Origin of the sequence: Butyrivibrio sp. INlla21, assembly GCF_900116875.1 — a bacterium.
Lineage (GTDB): Bacteria > Bacillota > Clostridia > Lachnospirales > Lachnospiraceae > Butyrivibrio.
Genome location: NZ_FPCC01000038.1, coordinates 1 through 21,452, shown reverse-complemented (window position 1 = coordinate 21,452; position 21,452 = coordinate 1). Strand labels below are relative to the sequence as shown.

Annotated in this window: 24 protein-coding genes; 3 read left to right on the top strand and 21 right to left on the bottom strand. The window is 39.1% G+C overall.

The window, feature by feature from the left end; all coding sequences use genetic code 11:
* Positions 1–327: 327 nt before the first annotated feature.
* The 8 genes from mutT to BM377_RS14740 all read right to left on the bottom strand — a co-directional run bounded on the left by mutT (position 328) and on the right by BM377_RS14740 (position 8,603).
* Complete coding sequence (mutT, locus tag BM377_RS14770; protein WP_092250355.1) at positions 328–798, bottom strand: 8-oxo-dGTP diphosphatase MutT; 471 nt, start codon at positions 796–798, stop codon at positions 328–330.
* The gene (locus tag BM377_RS16385) at positions 795–968 is read right to left on the bottom strand and encodes a hypothetical protein (protein WP_177223915.1); all 174 of its coding nucleotides are present in this window, start codon (positions 966–968) and stop codon (positions 795–797) included. Before BM377_RS16385 ends, mutT begins: the two co-directional genes overlap by 4 nt.
* Positions 969–1,017: 49 nt before the next feature.
* Positions 1,018–1,590, bottom strand: a complete 573-nt coding sequence (locus BM377_RS14765; RefSeq protein ID WP_092250352.1) for a hypothetical protein — start codon at positions 1,588–1,590, stop codon at positions 1,018–1,020.
* A 51-nt stretch (positions 1,591–1,641) separates the two neighbouring features.
* Entirely contained in the window at positions 1,642–2,895 is a 1,254-nt protein-coding gene (locus BM377_RS14760; RefSeq protein WP_092250349.1) for a ComEC/Rec2 family competence protein, read from the bottom strand.
* Positions 2,896–2,953: 58 nt separating this feature from the next.
* A complete protein-coding gene (locus tag BM377_RS14755; protein WP_092250346.1) occupies positions 2,954–5,752 on the bottom strand; it encodes a DUF3427 domain-containing protein in 2,799 nt (932 codons plus the stop codon).
* Between the two features lie 166 nt (positions 5,753–5,918).
* Entirely contained in the window at positions 5,919–6,428 is a 510-nt protein-coding gene (locus BM377_RS16380; RefSeq protein WP_177223914.1) for a hypothetical protein, read from the bottom strand.
* Between the two features lie 105 nt (positions 6,429–6,533).
* Positions 6,534–6,962, bottom strand: a complete 429-nt coding sequence (locus BM377_RS14745; RefSeq protein ID WP_278290914.1) for an L-2-amino-thiazoline-4-carboxylic acid hydrolase — start codon at positions 6,960–6,962, stop codon at positions 6,534–6,536.
* Between the two features lie 285 nt (positions 6,963–7,247).
* Positions 7,248–8,603: an RNA-binding domain-containing protein gene (locus BM377_RS14740; protein WP_177223913.1), complete on the bottom strand. Its 1,356-nt coding sequence runs from the start codon at positions 8,601–8,603 to the stop codon at positions 7,248–7,250.
* A 238-nt stretch (positions 8,604–8,841) separates the two neighbouring features.
* Between BM377_RS14740 and BM377_RS14735 the strand changes: the two genes are divergently transcribed.
* A complete protein-coding gene (locus tag BM377_RS14735; protein WP_092250337.1) occupies positions 8,842–10,257 on the top strand; it encodes a sensor domain-containing diguanylate cyclase in 1,416 nt (471 codons plus the stop codon).
* Between the two features lie 76 nt (positions 10,258–10,333).
* Here BM377_RS14735 and BM377_RS14730 read toward each other — a convergent pair whose 3' ends face one another.
* The 4 genes from BM377_RS14730 to BM377_RS14715 form a co-directional block, all read right to left on the bottom strand.
* Complete coding sequence (locus BM377_RS14730; RefSeq protein WP_092250334.1) at positions 10,334–10,825, bottom strand: flavodoxin family protein; 492 nt, start codon at positions 10,823–10,825, stop codon at positions 10,334–10,336.
* Between the two features lie 22 nt (positions 10,826–10,847).
* Positions 10,848–12,272 (bottom strand): AAA family ATPase, encoded by a 1,425-nt coding sequence (locus tag BM377_RS14725; protein ID WP_177223912.1) that lies wholly within the window; start codon positions 12,270–12,272, stop codon positions 10,848–10,850.
* Between the two features lie 113 nt (positions 12,273–12,385).
* The gene (locus BM377_RS14720) at positions 12,386–13,006 is read right to left on the bottom strand and encodes a methylated-DNA--[protein]-cysteine S-methyltransferase (protein ID WP_092250328.1); all 621 of its coding nucleotides are present in this window, start codon (positions 13,004–13,006) and stop codon (positions 12,386–12,388) included.
* Positions 13,007–13,063: 57 nt separating this feature from the next.
* The gene (locus tag BM377_RS14715; protein WP_092250325.1) at positions 13,064–13,252 is read right to left on the bottom strand and encodes a hypothetical protein; all 189 of its coding nucleotides are present in this window, start codon (positions 13,250–13,252) and stop codon (positions 13,064–13,066) included.
* 229 nt (positions 13,253–13,481) lie between these two features.
* On the opposite strand from BM377_RS14715, the gene BM377_RS14710 reads away from it, so the two are divergent.
* Together BM377_RS14710 and BM377_RS14705 are read left to right on the top strand one after the other, a co-directional pair.
* The gene (locus BM377_RS14710; RefSeq protein ID WP_092250322.1) at positions 13,482–13,781 is read left to right on the top strand and encodes a transposase; all 300 of its coding nucleotides are present in this window, start codon (positions 13,482–13,484) and stop codon (positions 13,779–13,781) included.
* An 8-nt stretch (positions 13,782–13,789) separates the two neighbouring features.
* Positions 13,790–14,683 (top strand): IS3 family transposase, encoded by an 894-nt coding sequence (locus BM377_RS14705; protein ID WP_278290913.1) that lies wholly within the window; start codon positions 13,790–13,792, stop codon positions 14,681–14,683.
* 28 nt (positions 14,684–14,711) lie between these two features.
* On the opposite strand, the gene BM377_RS14700 is transcribed toward BM377_RS14705, so the two are convergent.
* From BM377_RS14700 to BM377_RS16375, 9 genes are all read right to left on the bottom strand, one after another.
* Positions 14,712–15,029 (bottom strand): hypothetical protein, encoded by a 318-nt coding sequence (locus BM377_RS14700; RefSeq protein WP_092250316.1) that lies wholly within the window; start codon positions 15,027–15,029, stop codon positions 14,712–14,714.
* Between the two features lie 15 nt (positions 15,030–15,044).
* Positions 15,045–15,464 carry a contact-dependent growth inhibition system immunity protein gene (locus BM377_RS14695; RefSeq protein ID WP_092250313.1) on the bottom strand — a complete coding sequence of 140 codons (420 nt, stop codon included), beginning with the start codon at positions 15,462–15,464 and terminating at the stop codon, positions 15,045–15,047.
* Positions 15,455–15,691: a hypothetical protein gene (locus BM377_RS14690; RefSeq protein WP_092250310.1), complete on the bottom strand. Its 237-nt coding sequence runs from the start codon at positions 15,689–15,691 to the stop codon at positions 15,455–15,457. Before BM377_RS14690 ends, BM377_RS14695 begins: the two co-directional genes overlap by 10 nt.
* Positions 15,692–15,708: 17 nt before the next feature.
* Positions 15,709–16,242: a pentapeptide repeat-containing protein gene (locus BM377_RS14685; RefSeq protein WP_092250307.1), complete on the bottom strand. Its 534-nt coding sequence runs from the start codon at positions 16,240–16,242 to the stop codon at positions 15,709–15,711.
* A gap of 11 nt (positions 16,243–16,253) precedes the next feature.
* Complete coding sequence (locus BM377_RS14680) at positions 16,254–17,156, bottom strand: hypothetical protein (RefSeq protein WP_092250304.1); 903 nt, start codon at positions 17,154–17,156, stop codon at positions 16,254–16,256.
* Positions 17,147–18,016 carry a hypothetical protein gene (locus BM377_RS14675; RefSeq protein WP_092250253.1) on the bottom strand — a complete coding sequence of 290 codons (870 nt, stop codon included), beginning with the start codon at positions 18,014–18,016 and terminating at the stop codon, positions 17,147–17,149. The genes BM377_RS14680 and BM377_RS14675 overlap by 10 nt, the downstream gene beginning before the upstream one ends.
* Positions 18,016–18,525 (bottom strand): endonuclease toxin domain-containing protein, encoded by a 510-nt coding sequence (locus tag BM377_RS14670; RefSeq protein ID WP_092250250.1) that lies wholly within the window; start codon positions 18,523–18,525, stop codon positions 18,016–18,018. The genes BM377_RS14675 and BM377_RS14670 overlap by 1 nt, the downstream gene beginning before the upstream one ends.
* 48 nt (positions 18,526–18,573) lie before the next feature.
* Entirely contained in the window at positions 18,574–20,193 is a 1,620-nt protein-coding gene (locus BM377_RS14665) for an IS1634 family transposase (protein ID WP_092250247.1), read from the bottom strand.
* A gap of 126 nt (positions 20,194–20,319) precedes the next feature.
* A partial coding sequence (locus tag BM377_RS16375) for a hypothetical protein (RefSeq protein ID WP_177223911.1) occupies positions 20,320–21,452 on the bottom strand: 1,133 nt, incomplete at its 5' end.

Sequence of the window (21,452 nt, the reverse complement as noted above, 5' to 3'; positions counted from 1 at the left end):
TAAAGCCAATTTTTCGGTCGCAGCTCACATGTGCAGAAAGTATTACCGCGGTACGACATCTCCACCAGATCTGGAAACCATCATTTCAAGAAATCTTGTACCTATTAGACCAGACAGGCACCGGGTAAGATACCAGTCTGCAAGAATCTTCAGAGGTTTCCTCTATAGGGTAGCATAAAGCTTTGAATTTTACACGTTAAGCTCAGGCGGATTTTAATCCGTCTTTTTGACGTGGAAATGACATAGAAAAAGAGGATGAAGGAACTATTCCAACATCCTCTTTGATTCTTTTTGTCCCCGAGTCCAATGTTAACTTAATGACATTGATCACACGATCCGGTTTTTTATTTCTTCAATCAGCTCTCGATCCGCCGGCAGCCAGTTGACCTCATCAAGCTCATCCTTCGTAAGCCACCTCGCAGCCTCGGCTTCCTTAAGCACCAACTGCCCCGATTCCACCTCAGCCAAAAAACAATCCATAGAAAGATGAAACTCGGGATAGTCATATTCAATCGTTTTAATAAGCTCGCCCACAGCTATCGTCGCAGTCAGCTCCTCTTTTATCTCACGCACAAGCGCTTCCTGCGGCGTCTCACCGGCCTCGATCTTTCCGCCCGGAAACTCCCACATACCCTTGTAATCTCCGTACCCTCTGGCCGTTGCGAATATTCTTTTTTCTCCCCCGCTGCAGTCCCAAATAACAGCTGCAACAACACGTATCGTCTTTTTACTCAATGCGATCTCACTTTCGTTATCAGGCAAAAGAGCCGGTGTAATGTGCTCAGATACTTCTGTCATTTATAATAATGCTCCGGAGCAATATAAGCACCCCACTCCATACTCGATGCGATCTCACTGTATCTTTCCTCTACCTTCTTCATCGCCTCGATTACAAGAGACTGAAAATGCTCATCTTCCTTTTTCGTTTTGATATCTTTATCTTTGTTTCTTTTCCAAAACAGTCCCAAGGCTTCCTCCTTGCGTAGGTAATAATGGTTGGGTAAAAGAGCTTTCTCACTAATCGACAATTCTAAACTTAATCCCATACATCTGAACCGAATCGGAATCAATAAAAAACGGACATTTTATATTGCGCTTACAATCTATACAAGTCTTAGTTTTTCTTATATTCTCTTTTTCTTTTTTCAGTTTAGACCTATCTATTCTAACTTTATCAATAAGTTGTACTCTTCCATTATCTTTTTCTTCACGTTTTATCCTATTAACGACAATATCATGCGTGTAGCATTTATATATTCCGGCTGGCAATTCTGCTATTCCTCTTTTTATATCTTTAGGGAATTCCTCCGCAAAACATTCACCATATTTATTGGCAGACTGATTTACTATATAACCACCTATTGTACGTCTCAAGGTAAACACCGTGCTTTTTCTACTACTTTTAGAAACAATCATAGCAATCAAAACCGCTACACAAATAGCAAGTACTATCAGTGCAAGCATCTTTGCTACTTTCTCATATTTTGTGAATGATAATACAGCACTTATTACCACCATAACTACTGCAATTATCAGTTCTATTCCACCACTATAGTACATCCAATAAAACTTTCTTTTAATAAAATCCATAAGCACTCTCTACTGTAAGTTTTCTATTTATACCCCTTCCCTAATTACTATTTAAAGCCAAATATCTATACTATATGTCCCATTAACTTCCGTTCTATGTTCATTATTCCATCCCCATCCAACGTAATCTGCTGTCTTACTTGGATGTCCATAAGTATTTCCCGCCCCATAACTATAAACAACAATCGAATAATCATCGGCTGGGGCAATCCCTGCAAATTTTTTACTCCAACAATATTCCCCACCATGATGGCACGCAACTAACGTATCAGGATTCTCGTATCTAACTGGATCCTGATAATCATAATCCTGATCTCCTGAAACGACTATTTTATAGAATTCTTTTTCTTCTGTACTGCCCTCAATATACATTGCATACCCATCTTGATGATTGCTCTTAAGATTCGGAGCACGCGTTGGATCTATTGTTGACCCAGCATGCCCAATATACGCTTTATGTAAATCAATGTTTGTTCCATAAATATAGAATCTTCCACCAAGTATCAAAATTGCCGCTAGAAAACTGCTATATAAACATTTTCCTGTTTGATCAGGCACAAGCCATGTGCACCTTAACGCTCTTATGTTAGTTCTGAAAGCATTCCAATGATCTTCATGAACATGTGATAAAGCAATTATAGTTTTCTCCTCATCCACTTCAAGAAATAGTCCCGGATGAACTGCGCCTTTATTGGTTCCATAGTCAAAATATAAACTCGGAATACAATCTCTTTTTTGAAGAGAAGTGGCAAGACCTTGCCCTACGTTATGAACTTTAAAAACATATGGAACTCTTCCACGTCTAGGTGATTCTTCCCACTCCGATTCTCCTGGAATTTCATCGCCCCAATTAATATCAAAAGGAAGAGTATTGCCTTCAATTCTTGGATACTCAGATACGCTTATCTTATCAGTAAGAAGTTCTATATTATAACGTTCCTCCTCCAAAGCGCATCTCTCTGCATGCAAAATGCTGATTCTTGAATCCCTACTATTAAGCATTCCTTCTTCATAGATTGTGCATGCAAATCCTCTATTTCTCCGCCCTCTGTTAGATTCTTTTTCTTCAACAATTACTTTGAATAAAACTCCGTTATCAGTAAATGTTTTCCTTTTTATTTCAAAGAACTCCTTGAAAATATAATATGGAACATCCGCTGTTATAATGGTCATTTTCTCCCAAAAATCTCTACGGCTTCCATTAATGTGATTATCAAAATAGTTACGATCTAGAAATTCCATTTCTACATAACCGCGCCTATATCTCTCCCCATAGTATGAAATAGCATACATTTCTTTATTCATTAGTCTTCTCCAAGTAGCTTATTATGCATTATTTAATCTTTTTTCTTTCTATTTAAACCTACTGCGCCACCCCAAAATCATACTGAAGATATTCAGGTAACACTTCAGCCATGTCTATATCATATAGGTAAGTGATATTTGTTTTACCTGTTGCTTTATCTACCTTTTCTTGTTTTCTTTCATTAGAAAAAGTTCCTGTACCAACGTAAGTGTAAGGAAGTCTCACACCATGTTCTTCCGCCACCTTCCTAATAAACAGATGTGCATATTTAGATAATCTTAGTGCCTGCAAATCTGCTGCCGAGATATTGTTCTCACACTCCCACTGGAAAAGATTGTCTTCTAAAAATTTATCCTTATAATTCAAACGTTCTTCCAGTGATGCATCCTTTTTCAGCGACGCAAAAATAATAACCTCATCTCCATAGAAATACGTGCCTTTTTGATTATGCTCAGGATCTTTAAGCATTTTAAGCTGAACCTGATCCATGCGATAATTATTCCAAAGTACAAACTTCTCATGGTACATATACTCAGCGTCATAGCGAACTAAACCATACTCAAGAAGATCATCCATGTATTCGTGAAGCTGATCATCCATATCAACATTTAGCGTTAGCGTGTCTTCATCTCTGATTATTGCTTTGTTTTTAAGCATGAATCTAATGGCATGCTCAACTTCCTCAGGTTTATAATCACCATGATCATTTTTGAAAAACTCATATATTTGATCTTCTTTTAAACCTTCGTCCATAAGAAGCTTTATTATTTCATATTCATGTCTGCGAACTAGCGGAAGAAGTGAAGAAACATATTTAATAAATCCCACCTGCGCATCTGTAAAAATTGGAAGATTTTCCTCTCCAATTCCCAACAGAAAACTGTAATAGCATCCTGTTTTACGATTACTAATCTTAGTACTAAAAAATCTCATCAAGTCAGGTGCGCAATTATTGTTCAGATAATCTATATGTTTAGGATAGAATTCACTATTACTGTATTTCTTGAAGTTATAATAATCTTGCTTTAAATAATTAAGTCCATTGAAATTCTCATTATCGATGTACTTTATGATTTCTTGCTGGCTTTCTTCATCGAAATGTATATTTACGCCATATTCTGAAAGGCCTAATGCCTTAAAATCATCTTTTACAAGATCTTGCATTAATCTTTTTTCAAGAATGAAATTCTTTGCAAGACTTCCTAACGCAAAAGCTACCTGCACACTCCTCTTATAGCTGTTACCTATAAAATCCAGAACAGTGACATGAGTCTTTCCCTCAAATTTTCTAAGTCCTCTTCCTAATTGCTGAATAAAAATAGTCGAACTTTCTGTAGGGCGCAGGAACAGTACCATATTGACTCCGGGTATATCAACACCTTCATTCAATATGTCTACCGTACAAATAATCTCAAGTTCTTTGCTATCATCCTGAAGATCATCATATGCTTTTTTTCTCTCAGTAACAGTATTTTTACCGGTGAGATATGCAGTATGATAATATTCCCCAAGTTCCTCAGCCATCATTCTGGCATGAGTAATATTCTTACAAAAAGCCAACACCTTCAGTTTGCCTTCTGGTCTATATTCTTCTATTTTGTCTTTAATAAAATCACAATGATCTGCCGCTGCAAGCTGTGAAATAAGCTGTCGTTCTTTATCCTTAGTCAAACCATAATCTACTAGACTGTCCCTAATTCCATAATATCTAAACGGTACGACAAGATCGTTTATTATTGCATCCCTGAGTCGGAGTTCATACGGAACATTAGAATCGAATAATTCAAAAACATCCTCATTATCCATTCGTTCAGGTGTAGCTGTTAATCCAACCAAAAACTCCGGTTCGAAATAGTTAATGATCTTTTTGTATGAATCAGCCGTCGCATGATGACACTCATCGAGAATTATGTAATCAAAATCATCTTTTCCAAATAATTCCAAAGATCTACTGAGAATAATATTTCCAGCAAATAAAAAATCAGCATTAAGCTCATGTGATGATTGATTATAGATACCATAACTTTTCTCTGCGCCAAAAACTTCTTGGAATGTTTCCAATGATTTCTGCATGATTGAGCCTTCGTGAACAACATATAATAGTCTCTTGGGATCAAAATTCCTGGCATCAAAAGCAGCAAGAAAAGTTTTTCCCGAGCCAGCTGCCGCTACAACTAACGCTCTCTTCTTGCCCATTGTCCTATATCTATTCAGTTCTTTCAAAGCCTTATGTTGCATATAATTCGGGCGAACATTTTCTATCTTCTGCCCATAATCCATATCCCAACATTCTATGGCAAAATCTATTCTTTTTTTATACTTATTGATTAGCTCTCTATCTAGCGGAAATGTCCTATTCCATTTATCCTCAAATTCTTTCTGCATATCCAAAAAGACGTTTGAGTTTTTATCCCTTATTACAGCAATATCCCACTCTATATTTTTCTTTAGAGCGTACTTAGTTATATTTGAAGATCCTATAATAAGCTCTGCTCTATCATTGAATTCAAAATAATATCCCTTTGAATGATAGCCAATGACCGAATAACTATTGTCATGAAAGCTCTCATAATCAAGATGACATTCAAATCCATCATATATATCTTGTAGCTGTAGGAATCTTTGAAGAGACTCGACATCGGTGAAATTCTGATATGTAGAAGTGATTAGCTTTCCTTTGCATCCGCGCTGCAAAGCAGATTCAATATCCTTAATAATCAAAACGAGGCCAGCTTTTTTGATGAAGCTAACCGAAAAACAAAAAGAATCACAGCTCCTTATATTATCTTTAAGGCGCTCTAGAAATGTCTGTTCTGTGTAGTTAGTTAAAAACAAGTTATCATCCATATTTGCCATATCAACGACCTCTTCGGATAACAATCAGTTTCAACAACAATTATACTATAAAACCTGCACCGGATCAGTAATTATAGTATTTTGATAATAAAAAACGCACTCCAAATATCGTTTATCATCCGACATTTGAAGTGCATATATTTTCATATTCTTTTTTATTTAATTATTACTTTGCTATTCTTCCCTCAGCTTTACCATATTCATTGTAATGCTTAAGGAGTTTGTCTCCGTCTGCGCCGATTGCAGTTTGGAGATCAGCGTTGTTTATGTAGTATGTGTAAGCGTTGAAGTCTTTAGTATTTCCTTTGTATGTCTTGAGCGCCTCGACTGTTGCATCTGCGGTCGCAGGAGTGGCTGCTGCCGTGGTATTTGTAGCTGCAGGTGCAACTGCCTTGGTTGCAGGCGCCGGTGTAGCACTTGCATCATCCAATGTCACAGGATTACAGTCTTTACACGGTGTTTTCCCTTTTTTCACAGCATTCTCAAGAGTAGTTGCTATTTTACTCTTATTAAGATGCTGACAGCCATCAGCGTGATATTTCTTGCCGGATTTCGTAATATACACCGTAGTATCGCCGCTTGCAGCGTAGGCTTTTGCTTCGCCAGCGATAAACGTTCCGAAGATCATGAGAACAGCTGTAAATACAGCGAGATTTCTTTTGACTAATAGCTTCATACGCAGTACCTACCTTTCACTATAAATGTAATTGAAATTATAATGTGTAGCGCCTGCGAATAAAACAAACTCGGCATTAAAAGAATATAAAATATCAGAGAAGTCTTATTTCAACCTCAGCCTAAAATCACAGAGTTCATCGCCGTTTCCGATTGTTTTGGTGCGGGTGAATTCAAGGCCGGGGATGTTGCCGTAGCAGTAGATGTCGTTGTCACAGAAGAGTCTGTTGATCTCGGGGCAGCCCAGTTCTGTGAGGTAGGTGTGATAGGGACACTGAGTTATGTCCATGGCGAACTCGCCTTTTTTCTTGGGGTAGAAGACGTTCTTGAAGCCGGCGGTCTCTCCGAAGCTTTTCTTGGCGACGGGTCCCCACATGGCGAGGAAGAACCTCGTGAAGCCGGGGAATCTTGCCGACTTTGCAAGGGAAGCGCCTGCTTTTTCGCTGTTTGCTTTCATGGATACTCGCATTACCTCAAATGCTTTCTCAGGGTCTTTTTCCTTCATAGATAGGTAGATGGCTGCTGACGGGAAGATATTTCCGTCGGTGTGAGCGGCAACGCCCTTGGGAAGCCCTTGGTGCTCCGCATAGATCTTGTCCAGCTTTTCTCCGGCTCTTTTCCATATCTCATCCGCATCCTCTTGCGCGAATGCGTGGTAGAGCTCTTCTTTGATAAATGCTTTTCACTTTAATGCTTTTTCTACTGTTGTCATAAGTGGGTCTCTCCTTGAAGTCTTTTATACACTATTATCCTCGGTTGATTTTTGGTATGATTTTACCCTTATATGGGGTATTATCATACTCTTTTTAAACCATTACAGTTATTTAAGTACTTCCCATGTAGAATTTTTCTTTGCTCCTACACGTTTAATATACCCTTTATCCGCTAATGTCACCAATGCCCTTTGTACTGTCCTTACAGTTTTTGATATTCTCTCTGCTATTTCTTCACGCGAGATTGTAGAATCTTGTTTTAAAACGGCAAGTACCGTCTGTTCCGTTATAGTTAATACTTCGCCTCCGCCATAAGTGACATCATAAGCGACATCCAAAATGTCACTTATGAGTTTTCGTCTGAAAACAATAAACTTAAACCCATTACCGGTCCTTTCATACGAATACTTTACTCCAGCATCTTTGCATAGACTGTTAATTCTTTTAAATCCACTACCAAATTTCTCAATTGACTTAGTCAAATACAGAATCTTTGCTATGTTAGGATTTCTCAGCTCGGACTCTACATTTCGCTTAACATAATCTTCAGGTCTATGCTCGCTTGCATAGTCTCCAGGACTATATATTGTTATCTTACTCGGGTGTATGCAGATTTCATGCTGAGTTCGCCCGTCATAAATGGTATGAGCAAAACTGTTAGCCAAAATTTCTCTAATGACTGCTATTGGAATTTCCGGTATTTCTTCCCTCTCAAATCCGTTAATCTCGCTCCTCCAACGAATATTCTTTAAAATATACTCTTCAGCAACTTTCAGAAGATTGTAGATATTATCCTCATGAATCTTCATATCTAAAAATGTCAGTTTTTCATCCGTTGCAAATATCGCCATCTTCAAAGTGACCGGATGTGTATTACCAAAGAGAATTTCTCCTGCATTAGTAAGATGATTATTCTTAATAAGTCCATAACGATTCAATATCATCGGGCAAGTGTATTTTCCTTCTGGTAACCTTCCAACCTCAACAGCTTTCTTCCAAAAAGCCTTTATCGTGTTTTTGTCAATTTGATTCGCTGTTGCCTCGGATTCATCTCTTTCCCATTTACCACGGTGTCTGCTCGCTCCAAAAAAAGCTTTTAATTCTTCCGGCGTAACTTCTCGATCTTCATCTGCAGTTCTCAGGAAATATCTTCCATATACAGAATAAGGTGCATTCTCACCGCTAAATTCCACCTTAATCACATGCGAATTATCAAATATCTCCTCTGAAATTGCTGGATAAATCTGCGGTTTGATACTTTCATATACAACTCTTGAAACATCTCTCAGCGAAGACTCGGAGACCTCCTGTCCCACTACATCACCATTTGGTTTCACTCCAAAATATAATGTACCAATACCATGTTTATTTAAAATAGACGCAATAGAGACCATACCTTCCTTAATTTCGCCTGTCGTTTTCTTGAATTCAAGTGTTTCGGTCTCTTTTCCAATATTCACCATAGTAATACCTCTCTTTTTTATAAGTGACATTATTATATTATAAGTGACATTTTTTGTCACTTACGTTTTTACACTCCTTTTCTTCACAACAAAATGACAACACATTGCCATAAACATATTCTAAATTTTCACCCAAAAATCATAAAATCGAGTTTATACATACGCAATATTGTTCATATTAGTATATAATAATTATTATCCGGAGATATTTTCATTGAACACTTTATGAGGTTGCGAGATGGATTTTCAGACTTTTGTTGATGGTTTAAAGCCGATGGCGTGCGTTCTGTCGGTCGAGAAAAAGGAAGACGGAGGATACGGCGAGATACGAATTGTCGCGGGCAACAAGCCATTTGTTGAATTCGCTGAGCACCCGCTTTTTGCCGTGACACCGGGCACGATCATCGGAAAGTTCAGGAAGAACAATCTTTACGACAAGTATCTTCCCAAGACGCCGGATTTTGAGCACAAGTGCCATCAGTCCGCCATCCTCAAAAAACCGGTTCATACATACCTTAACATCAATGTTGCCAATCTGTGGTTCAATCTGTTCTTTTTGCCATTGGACTACGAGGAGGGTAATCTCTGCTACTGCGCTTTCCTGAATGAAAAGGTCGACGTCGACGATATCGATATGGCTTCGTCAAGCTCCATGAACATCTCCAACGATGTCATGAAGACTTGTATCAAGCTTCGCGGATCGAGCGATTTCAAAGCAACGATAAATGAGGTTATACATGACGTTCGCAAGCTTTGCGGTGCAGAGATATGCACAATTTCACTTGTCAATCAAAGTGAGGGTACGTTATCGCTCCTTGCTACGAGTAAGGCGGACGACTGCTCGATCAGGCCATTGGACCAGTACCCCAATCAGTATGATGTCACCATGTCATGGCTTGATATGATCGGAGAAAGGGACAGTGTTCTCATCCAGAGCGAACAGGATTTTGAATATGTAAAAGAGGTTAATCCTCAGTGGTACCAAACTCTTATAGAGTCGGGAGTAAAGAGTATCATCATCTTCCCGCTTCGTCACAACTGGGAGCTCATGGGCTTTATATGGGCGACCAACTTTGACACCAACAATACTTCCAGGATAAAAGAAACTTTGGAGTTCACCACTTTCTTTATCTCCTCGGAAATCGCAAGTTATATCATGTTAAAAAAGCTCGAGCACGTCAGTTACACGGATATGCTCACGGGTGTGTTTAATTCAAATGCGATGAACAGTATGATCCTTGATGTTGTATCCAAGAAGTCGTTCATTCCAAAGCCTTACGGTGTTGTATTTGCAGACATCAACGGGCTTAAGCGTGTCAACGATGAGAGCGGTCATCAGGCCGGTGATATTTTAATAAAAAAGGCAGCTCTTTTGCTTCAGGAAGTATTCCTTGACCAGGATATCTACCGCGCAGGCGGTGACGAGTTCATGATCGTAGTAAAGGGCTGCACCAAGGAAGAGTTTTTTGAAAAGATCGATGAGTTAAAAGAAAGAACGAGTGATCCGGACAAAGTATGTCTGTCGGTCGGATGCGTATTTAACGATTCCGACCTGTCCATCCGCGACTGCCTGCGGATTTCGGATGAAGAAATGTACAAAAATAAAGATAAGTTCTATGAGGATCATCCCGAAATAGACAGAAGAAAAGGATAAGTTAAGGGGTCTGCCGAATATCATCGGCAAGCCCCTGTTTTATGCATTTTTGCACCGGCTTTTACGCCGATTGTCTTTATTGGTTGAGCGCTACGATAAGTCCGTTTATCTGGGCGTCTTTTTCTGCGCTCGGGCTGTCTTTTGGATCTATGAATATCGAAGTTGCTTCAAAGCCTTTTATTCCTATTACCTTGGCGAGCTTCTCTATTGCTTTTACCCCACCGCTTCCTGCCATGCAGGCGTATGCGCAGTTTCTTTTGCCCTTAAGGATCTCCTTGTTGTCGGCTACAAATGTGCGGATAGGAGGTGTGATAGTTCCTGCCCACACAGGAAAGCCGTAGATGATGCGGTCGTACTGTGAAAGGTCGACTTTGTAGTCTTCGAGCTCGGGCTTCTCCGCCATGAGCGCGCTCTTTCCTCCCCATACGAACTTGGCAAAACCTGTATCTTTGTAAGCTTTCTTGGGAACAAGGCGCAGTGTGTCGGCATCTTCGATACCTGCCTTGATCTTCTCTGCGACGTACTCAGTGTTCCCTCCCATTGAGTAGTAAACGATCAGTGTTTTCATTTTTTCTCCCTCTCATAAAATGTTATATAAACAGATCATCCATACAGACTTCTTTTCCTATATAGTTGCTATACATATTCTTCTTAATGCCGTATGTAGTGATCATAGTAACTATGATAGTCTTAGTGTTTTTAGTAGCGTCTCTGAATACCTCCACCTTATTTTTTAAAGCCATGTCGTAATCTTTATCAATCTCAAATTCACGACCCGAGAATTTTATCTCACACAGGTTTATCACCCTATCTCGTCTTTCTATCACAAGGTCTATCTGTGCACCGGGCTCTTTATCATCACCCTGCTTATTCCATGTCGACGTCTCAGATAAAACCCCTGATATACCTAATGTCTGCTTAATCTGAGTAATATGGTCTTTGCAAACCTGTTCAAAAGTCAGCCCCGCCCATGCACGCCTTGCGGGATTGTCATTCATATTGCTCCAGAAATGCTCGTCTTTTCCGTAATTATCCCTTATAAATTTAAAATAGAACATAGAGTAATAATCTGAAAGCTGATAACGCGCATCACGTTTTTTATATCCGTACATCTTATTAACTCTGATAAATCCGCACTTTTCAAGGTTTGACAACATCTTTGTCAACACTCCGTTAGACGGAAGCCCGGTCTTCTTAACAATCTCTTCTCTTGAAAGACCACTCCTTTTTTCACTTAATGCTGTCGCGATTTTTATATACTGCTCGCTGTTTGAAAACAATGTATTGTATAGATGATCAAATTCATTCCATAGTTCAGCTCTTTTCCCAAAGAAAATATTGTCAATATTCTCATTTAATGTCAGCTCACCGTCCAGAAGCCTTAAGTAAAAAGGGATTCCACCCATGATCATATATGTCTGAACAATATCATACCTTGACCAATGTATATTTCGAGACTCCAAATACAATTCTGTATGTCTTAGATCAAACGGTTCAAGATATAATCTGCATGTCTGCCTATTAAACAATCCTCCTTTGTTTTCATCCAGCTTTTCAACCATCCAAGAAGTCGCTGATCCACACACAATGAACACAAGATTCTTTCTTGTTGCTCCCCATGAATTCCAAAACCATTCAAAAGCATCTAAAAAACCGGATTGGGGTTTATCCATCCATGGTAATTCATCAAAGAAAACAACTTGCTTTTTCTTTGAATCCAGCGATTCCAAGTAATTTCTAAGAACAAAAAAAGCCTCTGTCCAATCTTTTGGATTATCATACTTTTTATGTGATGAATTATTTAATTCAAGTATAAAATTCTTTAACTGCTCAGGATTTTTCTGTTTTTCCGATCCGGTAAATTTAAAGGCGAAGGAATTACTATAGTATTCGTTTATAAGGAAAGTCTTTCCAACTCTTCTTCTACCATAAACAACTATAAGCTGTGCTTCTTTCTCCGTCATCGCACGGTCTAAGCGCTTTATCTCATTTTCACGCCCGATTAGGTTTTCCATAGCAACCTCCATCTTTAAGTCTTATCTTTAAGTCATATTTTAACAGAGTTAAAGATAAAATTCAATGCAAGTTTTATCTCTATCTCACTTTAAAAAGCACTTAAAGATAAAAATCACATCCTATATCTCTTCAAGTCAACTTTCCCGTTTATAACCTCGACTCCCTCAGACTGCAGGATTTCTCCTTGCTTCCAGGCGCCTCCGAAGGCGAATTCGCCGGCTAACTCACCTTTTGAGTTTACTACGCGATGGCACGGGATGATGCCGGGCTCGGGATTTTTGTGGAGTGCGTTTCCGACGGCTCTTGCCATGTTCTTATCGCCCGCCATCTCGGCGACCTGCCCGTAGGTTGCGACTTTCCCTTTTGGAATGCGCTTAACGGCTTCGTAGATTCTTTTGCTCGGGCTATCTGAAATAAGATCGTAGCTCTCGGCGATCATGGTCTTTACGTCCTTGTCGGGAATACTTCCGTCTAGGATTATGGTGTTCCAGTGTTCTTTATTCTGATGGTATCCGGGTATAACAGCTTTGTAGATCTTGCGCCAGAAGTAGGCTTTCTCGGGATCGACCTTGACGTTGAGATTGATAAGTCCGTCTTTTTCATAGGTCCAAAGGAATGCTTTCTTGTTGCCTTTATAGCGCACAAGCTGCCAATTTTCGTCGTGAAAGGGCGCATCCTGATATGCGCCGTCAAAAGATAGTCCGTATTTTAAGGCTTCTGCCCTGTTTTTCATTATTGTCCCCCCACCTAAGTAATCCGTATTCTCATCAAAACAGACCGGATCAACTTATTATTTCATCACATAAATCGCCACTCGTAAAGCTACCCATGCCAACGGAAACAGTATATTCCACAGCATTTTGTATTTAATTACTTTCCCGTTTTTCTCCATATGCTTGATCACAAAATATATGACTGTATACATGATTAAAAAGCTAAACACGGAATAACCCGCAAGCTCATACATTTTTTCTACCATTTATGCGTTCTCCTAACTAATTAAAATCACTGTTGGAATATCTTATGACTTATACACATATATCCACTCAATGGGCGCCGTTAATTCATCCCAATCATCAACGTCCTCTAGCTCAAAACCTATTCCGTCAACTCCCGGTATCAAATAAACTAGTGTTAGCATCTAATTAGTACATTTTAAAATGAGTTAATCCCTTAAATATCATATAATACAAGAGGAGGAACTCATTATGCCTAGAAAGAACAAGCAACACTCAAAACAGTTCAAGTTGGATGCTGTCAACTATCGAAAGGAACACCCTGATCTGACTCAGGTTGAATGTGCCAAGAATCTCGGAATAGGAACCAGCACCTTAGCAAGGTGGGAAAATCAGTTCAGAGATCATGATGGCGACATTCCTACAAGAGGATCAGGTAACTACTCTTCTGACGAGGCCAAGGAAATAGCCCGTCTTAAACGTGAATTACGAGATGCTCAGGATGCGCTTGATGTGTTAAAAAAAGCCATCAGCATTCTGGGGAACGATTAACAGAAGCTATATACACGGAAGTTGCTGCTATGGTAGAGGCATCTAAAGTTACAAAGCGCCGTGTCTCTACTTCCGGAATGCTGAAATTTCTAGGCGTATCTCGGTCTGGATACAGAGCTTTTCTCAACCGTAAAGTCTCTCCTTCCAAACAAAGAAAAGAGGCTGTGAAAAAGCAGATCCAGCAAATCTATGATGATTCTAAACAGAACTACGGAGCGCCAAAGATAACTCAGGAGCTTCGTAAATCTGGTAAGACCATTTCAGAGCGCACAGTAGGTAAATACATGCGCGAAATGGGTATTAAAGCTCAGTGGATCAAACCTTGGACCACCACTACCAGAGACTCTGATTTCAGCAGTGAACTTCATAACATTCTTGACGAACAGTTTAATCCAGAGCGTCCTAACGCTGTCTGGTGCACTGATATCACATATATATGGACTCAGGACGGATTTGTATATCTCAACTGCGTTATGGACTTATTTGCCAGGAAAATCATCTCCTGGACGCTCGCAGACACAATGGATGTATCTACAGTAATTGAAACTATAAATAAGGCAAAAGCCTGTCGTAACACTGATCTGCCATTAATAATCCACAGTGACAGAGGCAGCCAGTATGTTTCAAATGCATGGAGAGAAGCTACTGAAAAAATGCAGCGCAGCTATTCTCATAGCGGTTATCCATACGATAACGCCTGCATAGAATCCTTCCATTCCTTGATCAAAAGAGAGTGGCTAAACCGCTTCACAATCTACAACTATAACCATGCATACAGGCTTGTATTTGAATATATCGAAACCTTTTATAACACTGTTAGGATCCATAGCCATTGTGACTACATGTCCCCTAACGAGTTCGAAAAACTTTATGAGAAAGTAATGGCTTTGCCTGCAGCCTAAGCAGGCAATCTTCTCATTTTAATTTGTACTATTTATTGACATAGGACCAAACTTCCCCATCATCTTCATAATTTCCAAAAGTTTTTTTCACATCAGAGAGCGTATCTCCTACATGGATATCATGAAATCCATCCAAAAAACCTTTCGTAACACCAATTTGCTGCAACTCTCCATTTACATCAAACCATAATTTCACATTATCAAAGGTGTATGTGCAAAAGCCATCACCTCTCTCCCACAACTTAAATTCAGAAGAAAAAAGTCTTAGTATAACCTCTTTTTTAGCTCCTAGCCTACACTTTCCGATTCCAATATTTGGTTCAATCTCTCCATGTATTAGTTCCATATCGTTTTTACCACGTTACAGCTTCACGAGTCTTTTTTGTAGATCTTTTAGTAATTCACCAAATTCTTTTTGCTCATCATCGTCAATCCACTCATATTTCTCATTCTGAATTAAAGCTTTATCGACAATTTCAGATAAAACGCTAGATAACCCCTTTAGCTCATCATCGTTTAATTCAGACACTTTTTTCATCAACTCTCCGTCGTATAATTCGCCTGCAAATGGATTATCTTGCAAGAACTCAACCGACTTCTTATAAGCTATATCCATAAATTCTTTCTGCCTGAACATTCGCAAAACATCGGCTACGTTTACATCGTCTATGGTTTTATCCAGCACTGCATTATACCACTTTTGCAAAGGATATAGTTCTTCATCACTAGTAATATAGTCGCAGTTATATAAATCTTTTATTATCATTTTTTTCATATGCATAATATAAAAGCTTCTGCTGCTTCATTTTCCCTTTGTAATGATCTTACTGTTGTAGGATCTGCTTTTGCAGATATTTTGGTACTATGTCCACTTGGTTTTGCATTACCCTTACTTATAGCTTCTAAAATTTTCAAAAAACTCTTTTCGTCGATTTCATTTAGAATCATTTGTACCGGTACATGTTTTTTATCTAATAATTCGTTATCGTTTAATCTTAACTCATTCATCCTATAACACTTATCGTTTAATAACTTTGCACAATAACTCCTTCAATATTCTCTAACGATGTACCGTGAAAGTTACACCCCAAAAAAGTTACGTTTTTAAATATGCAATCATCAAAAGAACTTTCATCAATCATACAATTCTCAAAGATAATATTTTCGAAATTCGAACAATCAAATACTGCCCTTGTGAATTCACATGATTTAAATGTTGTATTTGAATAATTGCCATAAAGAAAAGTTGTTCTGAACGCAATTAGTCCTGTAAATCTTGTATCAGCAAAAACCGTATCGTCCCAATCTGCTTTTACAAGACGGTTATCTCTAAACACACACTTATTAAAAATACTTCCACCAAAATTAGATCCGCTTAGATACACACTAGAAAAATCGCAATTATTAAACGTCACTCCTCCAAAATAACTATTATTCAGATCATAAGCAGAAAAGTCTAAGTCATTTATTATTTCATCCTGAACTTCAAGATTACATTTGCAACTAATATCTCCATTAGCATATCTTGTGTATCTTTCAAGGTTCTCTTTAAGTTCCATGCCAATCCCTCCTATGGCCAAAAAATCACTTTATCATCTATTCCATTCGCTTTAACAGCTGCCTTCAATTCGGTTATATGTTCTTGTGACATATTTAGAGTATCTACAATGACATTTTCCTGTTTTTCCAGTGATTTGTTTATCGTACGCATTACTCTATTTAATTCAAATCCGCCTTTCTTAACCGGATAATTAGAATTAAAACTCTTTACATCCCATTTCGTTCCATTTTCTTCTATAAACTCCGCTGCTCCTGTGGGATCTCTCTTTATATTTTCTAATAAGCCTCTTCTTTCAAGATCTAGTCCAACTTCAGCTTCATGATGCCCTTTTACTATATCAATTTCTCTTTTTGAACCAATGTGAGCAGGATCCTTCGCTAGTGCCTCTAGTTCAGCCTCCGTTCTTCCACCGGTGTATTTATCAGCAATCTTTGCAGCATCATCAGCCGTTTCTGTTAACGCTTTAACTTCTGCTCCCTCTTTTGCAGCCTCAGCAGCTTTGGAAGCTTCGCCAACTTCCCCTGCAGCTTTAGCTGTGTCATCCACCTTATTAAGAGCATTTACTGATTCTTCAAGTTTGTTTGCAGCATTCGCAGCTTCTTCTGCTTCATTTGCCGCATTTATGGTACCTTCAGTTGACTCTACCAATGCTTCAACTTCCGTCAGTTCTTCCGCGGCTTCGGCGGCTTCACCTGCTTCTCCTGCTTTTGCTCCGCTTCCAAGTTTGCCCAGTAGATAGAACGATCCAATGGTAGCCGCTACATATCCAGCCGCTTCATACCATTCCTCGACGCTCATCGTCTTAGTCTTTTCGTCAAATTTTCTGGTAAGTACTGATACTCCATAATCAGTCCCACCATAAAGCAGATTCACTCCGCATAGTTCATTTAGTGATTCATCTTTTATTTCCATTCGATGGTAATAGAGTTGATTATTTCGGAGTAGCTTTCATCAATTATTCCGCTCTTTTCCTCGGTATAACAAAGCACTTCAACCGAATCATCTTCTTTATGGTATATATGGCTCTCAATTCTACATTTACTATTGTGAGCACTTACAAGAATATGATCCTTAGCTAAATCATCATATCTGAATTCATCAAATGCTCCGAACTGCCTTTCCAGCACAGTTCTAATGTCATCTTTGCCAAATGATTTATAACCATTATCAATCAAAAACGCTATAAGATTATTTGTGTCAGGCTCTTCATATATCTGATAAGCGTCTGTTCCGCCATCTCCGCAATCTACTAAATCTGCGGAGGATTCATTATAAAAAACATCGGCTCCCCCTAAAGTTTTAAAGGATCTACTGGAATCCTTTTTTTCATTAACAGTATTACTCAGAAGCTTAATAACAGCATCAGTAATATCTTCTAAACTACAGTTTATACCAAGACAAGCATTATCCTCAGATAGTTTTGAGCGCATGTATGCCCCTTGTGTATCTCTTATTTCTTTGTGAATTTCCACCTTATCATCTAGGATTTCCACCGCTACAGATTTATATTTTTTGCTAAAAGCACTAAAGCTCTTTATTCCGGATATATCCCAAAATGATTTTCCTTTAAATTCATTAGGATCTACTTCGGCTTTAGCTCTGGAAGTCTCAATTGCTTCACCAATGGCGTTTGCTAGTTCCTTTTTATTTGCAGTACAATCTAGAGCTATTGAAGGATAAAGTGCTAATAAATAACCTATCCCTTTAGCCACGCCATAAGATGTTATTATGTAACCTTTTGATTCATTATAGTAAATACAGATATATGTCATTATTCTATTTCCTTTCCAACCGTTATGATTATATCAATCCCCTTTTCTTTAGCATATTCGATTGAATTGTTGAACGCATCTATCTGCTGTGCCGTCAATTCAGTATCCGATATTACTATCTGTAATCGTCTAGCTTTTATCATATTCTCAGTAATAACAACATTATTCCAAGACGTATCAGTAAAATCATTTAAGGCATCTATGTCTTTTTTTATCTGGTATTCAAGTCTTGAAGCATTCTGATATGTGACCGAAGAAAGATCGCGACTTTTAAAACTTGTTACGATACCATCTTCAAATTTATCTATTGTAGGATAATTATGACCCAAATTATTTCCTAGAGCATCATCAATAACATTCCCTCTTGCAGTAGGTCCTAATTCCCAAGCTCCATTTTCGAGTTCTACAGTATTAACTTTACAATTAAGTTGACTAAGCTTTTCCTCAGCCACACTTTTGTATGAATTTTCCGCACCACTGCCGGCCTTCTTGACTACAACGGGATCCACAGCATATTTTGCCTTGCATCCTAAAGTCCCGTCATTTTATACCAAGGATCATGTCGGGACAGGTACTTCCATAAGCTCATAGAGCTTACGTTGTTTATTTGTTATCTCAGACAGATGATGTGCTTTGCCTGGCTGCTGGTAGTATTCAATAACATCCAGTTCATCAAGCAATGACTGCATTGTGTAATCACTGAACAGGCCATGTTCATCCATCTGTTTTTTGATATAAGACATCAGCTGCAGTGCTACGAACTGCACAAAGAGTTTGCCTTCGAAGTTTTCTTCAGATGCGACAGACATCCTGCGCATGGAAAGGCGCTCTTTGAGGTTACCAAAGGACTTCTCGATAAGATCCTTCAGCCTGTATATACGCAGCGCTTCGACAGGATCCTTGATGCCATTGGTCATAAGCGCAAAGTAACCATAGTTGCGCTCGGCCTTACGTATAGCATCCTCATTGAATGAGTAAACTTTTCCTCTTACTGGTGTCTCATGTATTGTAAAGTACTTCTGATACAGCTTTGTATCTTCCGGATCAGGAGTGCCATTTACCAGGTTGTTTTCAAGGCGGTCAAGCATCGCATTGAACCGTACCTTGTCATCAGTAGCTTTCTGGTCATTGTAGTAGAAATGGAGATATATACGGCGCTTGTCAGTAATGACTTCACCTGAACGAGGCTTTTCCTCAGTGTACTCCCATTCTTCTGTGAACGACATGACATAGAGCTTTAGCTCAGAATTATAGTTAAAGCGGGTAACAAAATCATCACGGATCTTGTTAAGGCGGTTGCTTACGAGGTTAAGTGAGAGTCTGGCTCCGATGAGAAACTTATGATGATGCTTCATCAGGTCATTTATGTTCTTTTCGCTGTAAAAGCCTCTGTCCATGACAAGCTTGAGCTTTTCAAGTTTAAGGAAATCCACATCCTTAACGAGGTTCTCTATAGTCTTAACATCAGTGATGTTACCTGCAAGTTTCCTGTAGTAAACAGGGAGCATTGATTCCTCTCCATACAGCAGAGCAAGATTTATCTGCGGAAGGGAATCACCTTCCTTGTTCTTTCCATACTTGGCCTGCTTTATCAAAGTCGAGTATGAGGAGATAGATGTTGTATCAAAAGCGAGGTATTCATCGCAGGAATGGCGTTTTGCCTGGTGCTTGAAGTAATCCATCTTGGATTCTTCAGTGATCAGTCCGAAAAGTTCGCTACTCCTTTGAGAAGGAATATCCTTGCCATAAGGATGCCTGTGGGTGCTGCCCCATTTAGTGAAACGGTATAATGGCAACCCTTCCTCGATAACGAGGTAGTAAGCTATGGAGAGTATCTGTGGTGCCAGTGAGCCGTAGCACTTTCCAAGATCACCGGCGATGCCTGTCTTTTCAGCAATCCTGTCAAGCAGGTATGTGGCTCCATGGAACTGTCGAAGACAAATGTCTGTCGGTACAGGTCCGGTCTTGGAGGCTGTAAGGCTGGCTTCGTATTCAGCTTTGAGACGATGGAAGTTTTTGTTGGGCTTGAAGTCCGTTCCATCATACTTGCCAATGTACTCACGCTTATGATCAGCCTGCTGCTTTTCTGCATTCCAGAATGGGTGATCAATATATGCGTAACCATTCTGAATGCGGACTTTATCAGTGATCCAGGGCTCATTTATCTTGATTTCCATAACTCACCTCCTTGGTATAATTATACCAAGGAATTAACGGAATATCAAGTATAATATGTGTTTTTGATACAATAATTTGTGCTCACAAAGCCAGTAAAATCAAGGATTTGAGGTCATAACTGTTAATCATTTATACCAGAGCCTTGGTATAATTTTTCGGGAGCGCAGGTTGCATATATCCACTAGTTCGTTAAGCTGTGAGAATGCCAAATTGTTCATGGCGTTCAGTAAGACATTAGATCCCAAAGCTGCCCAATCGGAGTCGGATAAATTGCCATCTTCAATAAGCTCATTATACACGCTCGTGGTATCTAGCATCAGGTCTTGCGCGTTTTCAGCAATCTGAACAGCTGCAAACTTACTTATCTCCAGACCTTCCGCTGCCGCTGAAAACAATCCTTCAGTATCAAAATACATTATCGCCTTAAACGTAGTATCGCCTGCCATGAATGCATCAGGATGCTGTGTCCTCGCATTTTGCTTAGCAAGCTTCAGATCAGCTTCCTGCTGACTGATACTATTCTGCATCTGTTCTCTTAAATTCCTTACGTCAGATGACAGATCTGTACCAAATGTGTTATCTACCATTGTCGCGCCTATCTCACCAAATCCACCGACGATGATATCTTCCACTATGTTTTGTGGCACTGTCGCAATATTTCCTATCAAACTCATAAAGCCTTGACAATACGATGCAACTCCTGAGCATTTATTCATAAGTGCCAGTGCTTTTTTATAGTTTTCTTCTTCAGTTTTATTATTGAATATCGGTTGATGCGTACCTTTAATGCGCTCAACGCCATCCAATTCTTTTCTTGCCAGTTCTCTTGCTTCTTTTATCTCATCAGGAGTCAATTTGTAATCCGGTGATAGCCACTTATCAACTTTTGAACTGTTCAAGATAGAGAGATTAGTTGTATTACTGTTCTCTCCATTTTGAACATTAGCCACCACTGCTTTGACGCCAATAGCTGCGCCATTAGTAATGGTAGACAGATATGTATCGTCCATCTTCGGAGTTTCGATCTTAATACCTAGGAGGTTGTAAGATGTCTGAGATATTGCCTGCTGGTAATCGTATATGTAGGCGGCGATGCCGGATCTATTGACTGCATCGCACGCTTGTTCATCAAAGTCCTCAAAGCTCTTGATAGTCTTATCTATAAAGCCGTTCGGGCCTGAGAATTCGCTGTAAGCATCTCTTGCTCCCTGATAACTTGGCTGAGTGAAATCAACTTCACACTCTTCCGAAAAGTTAT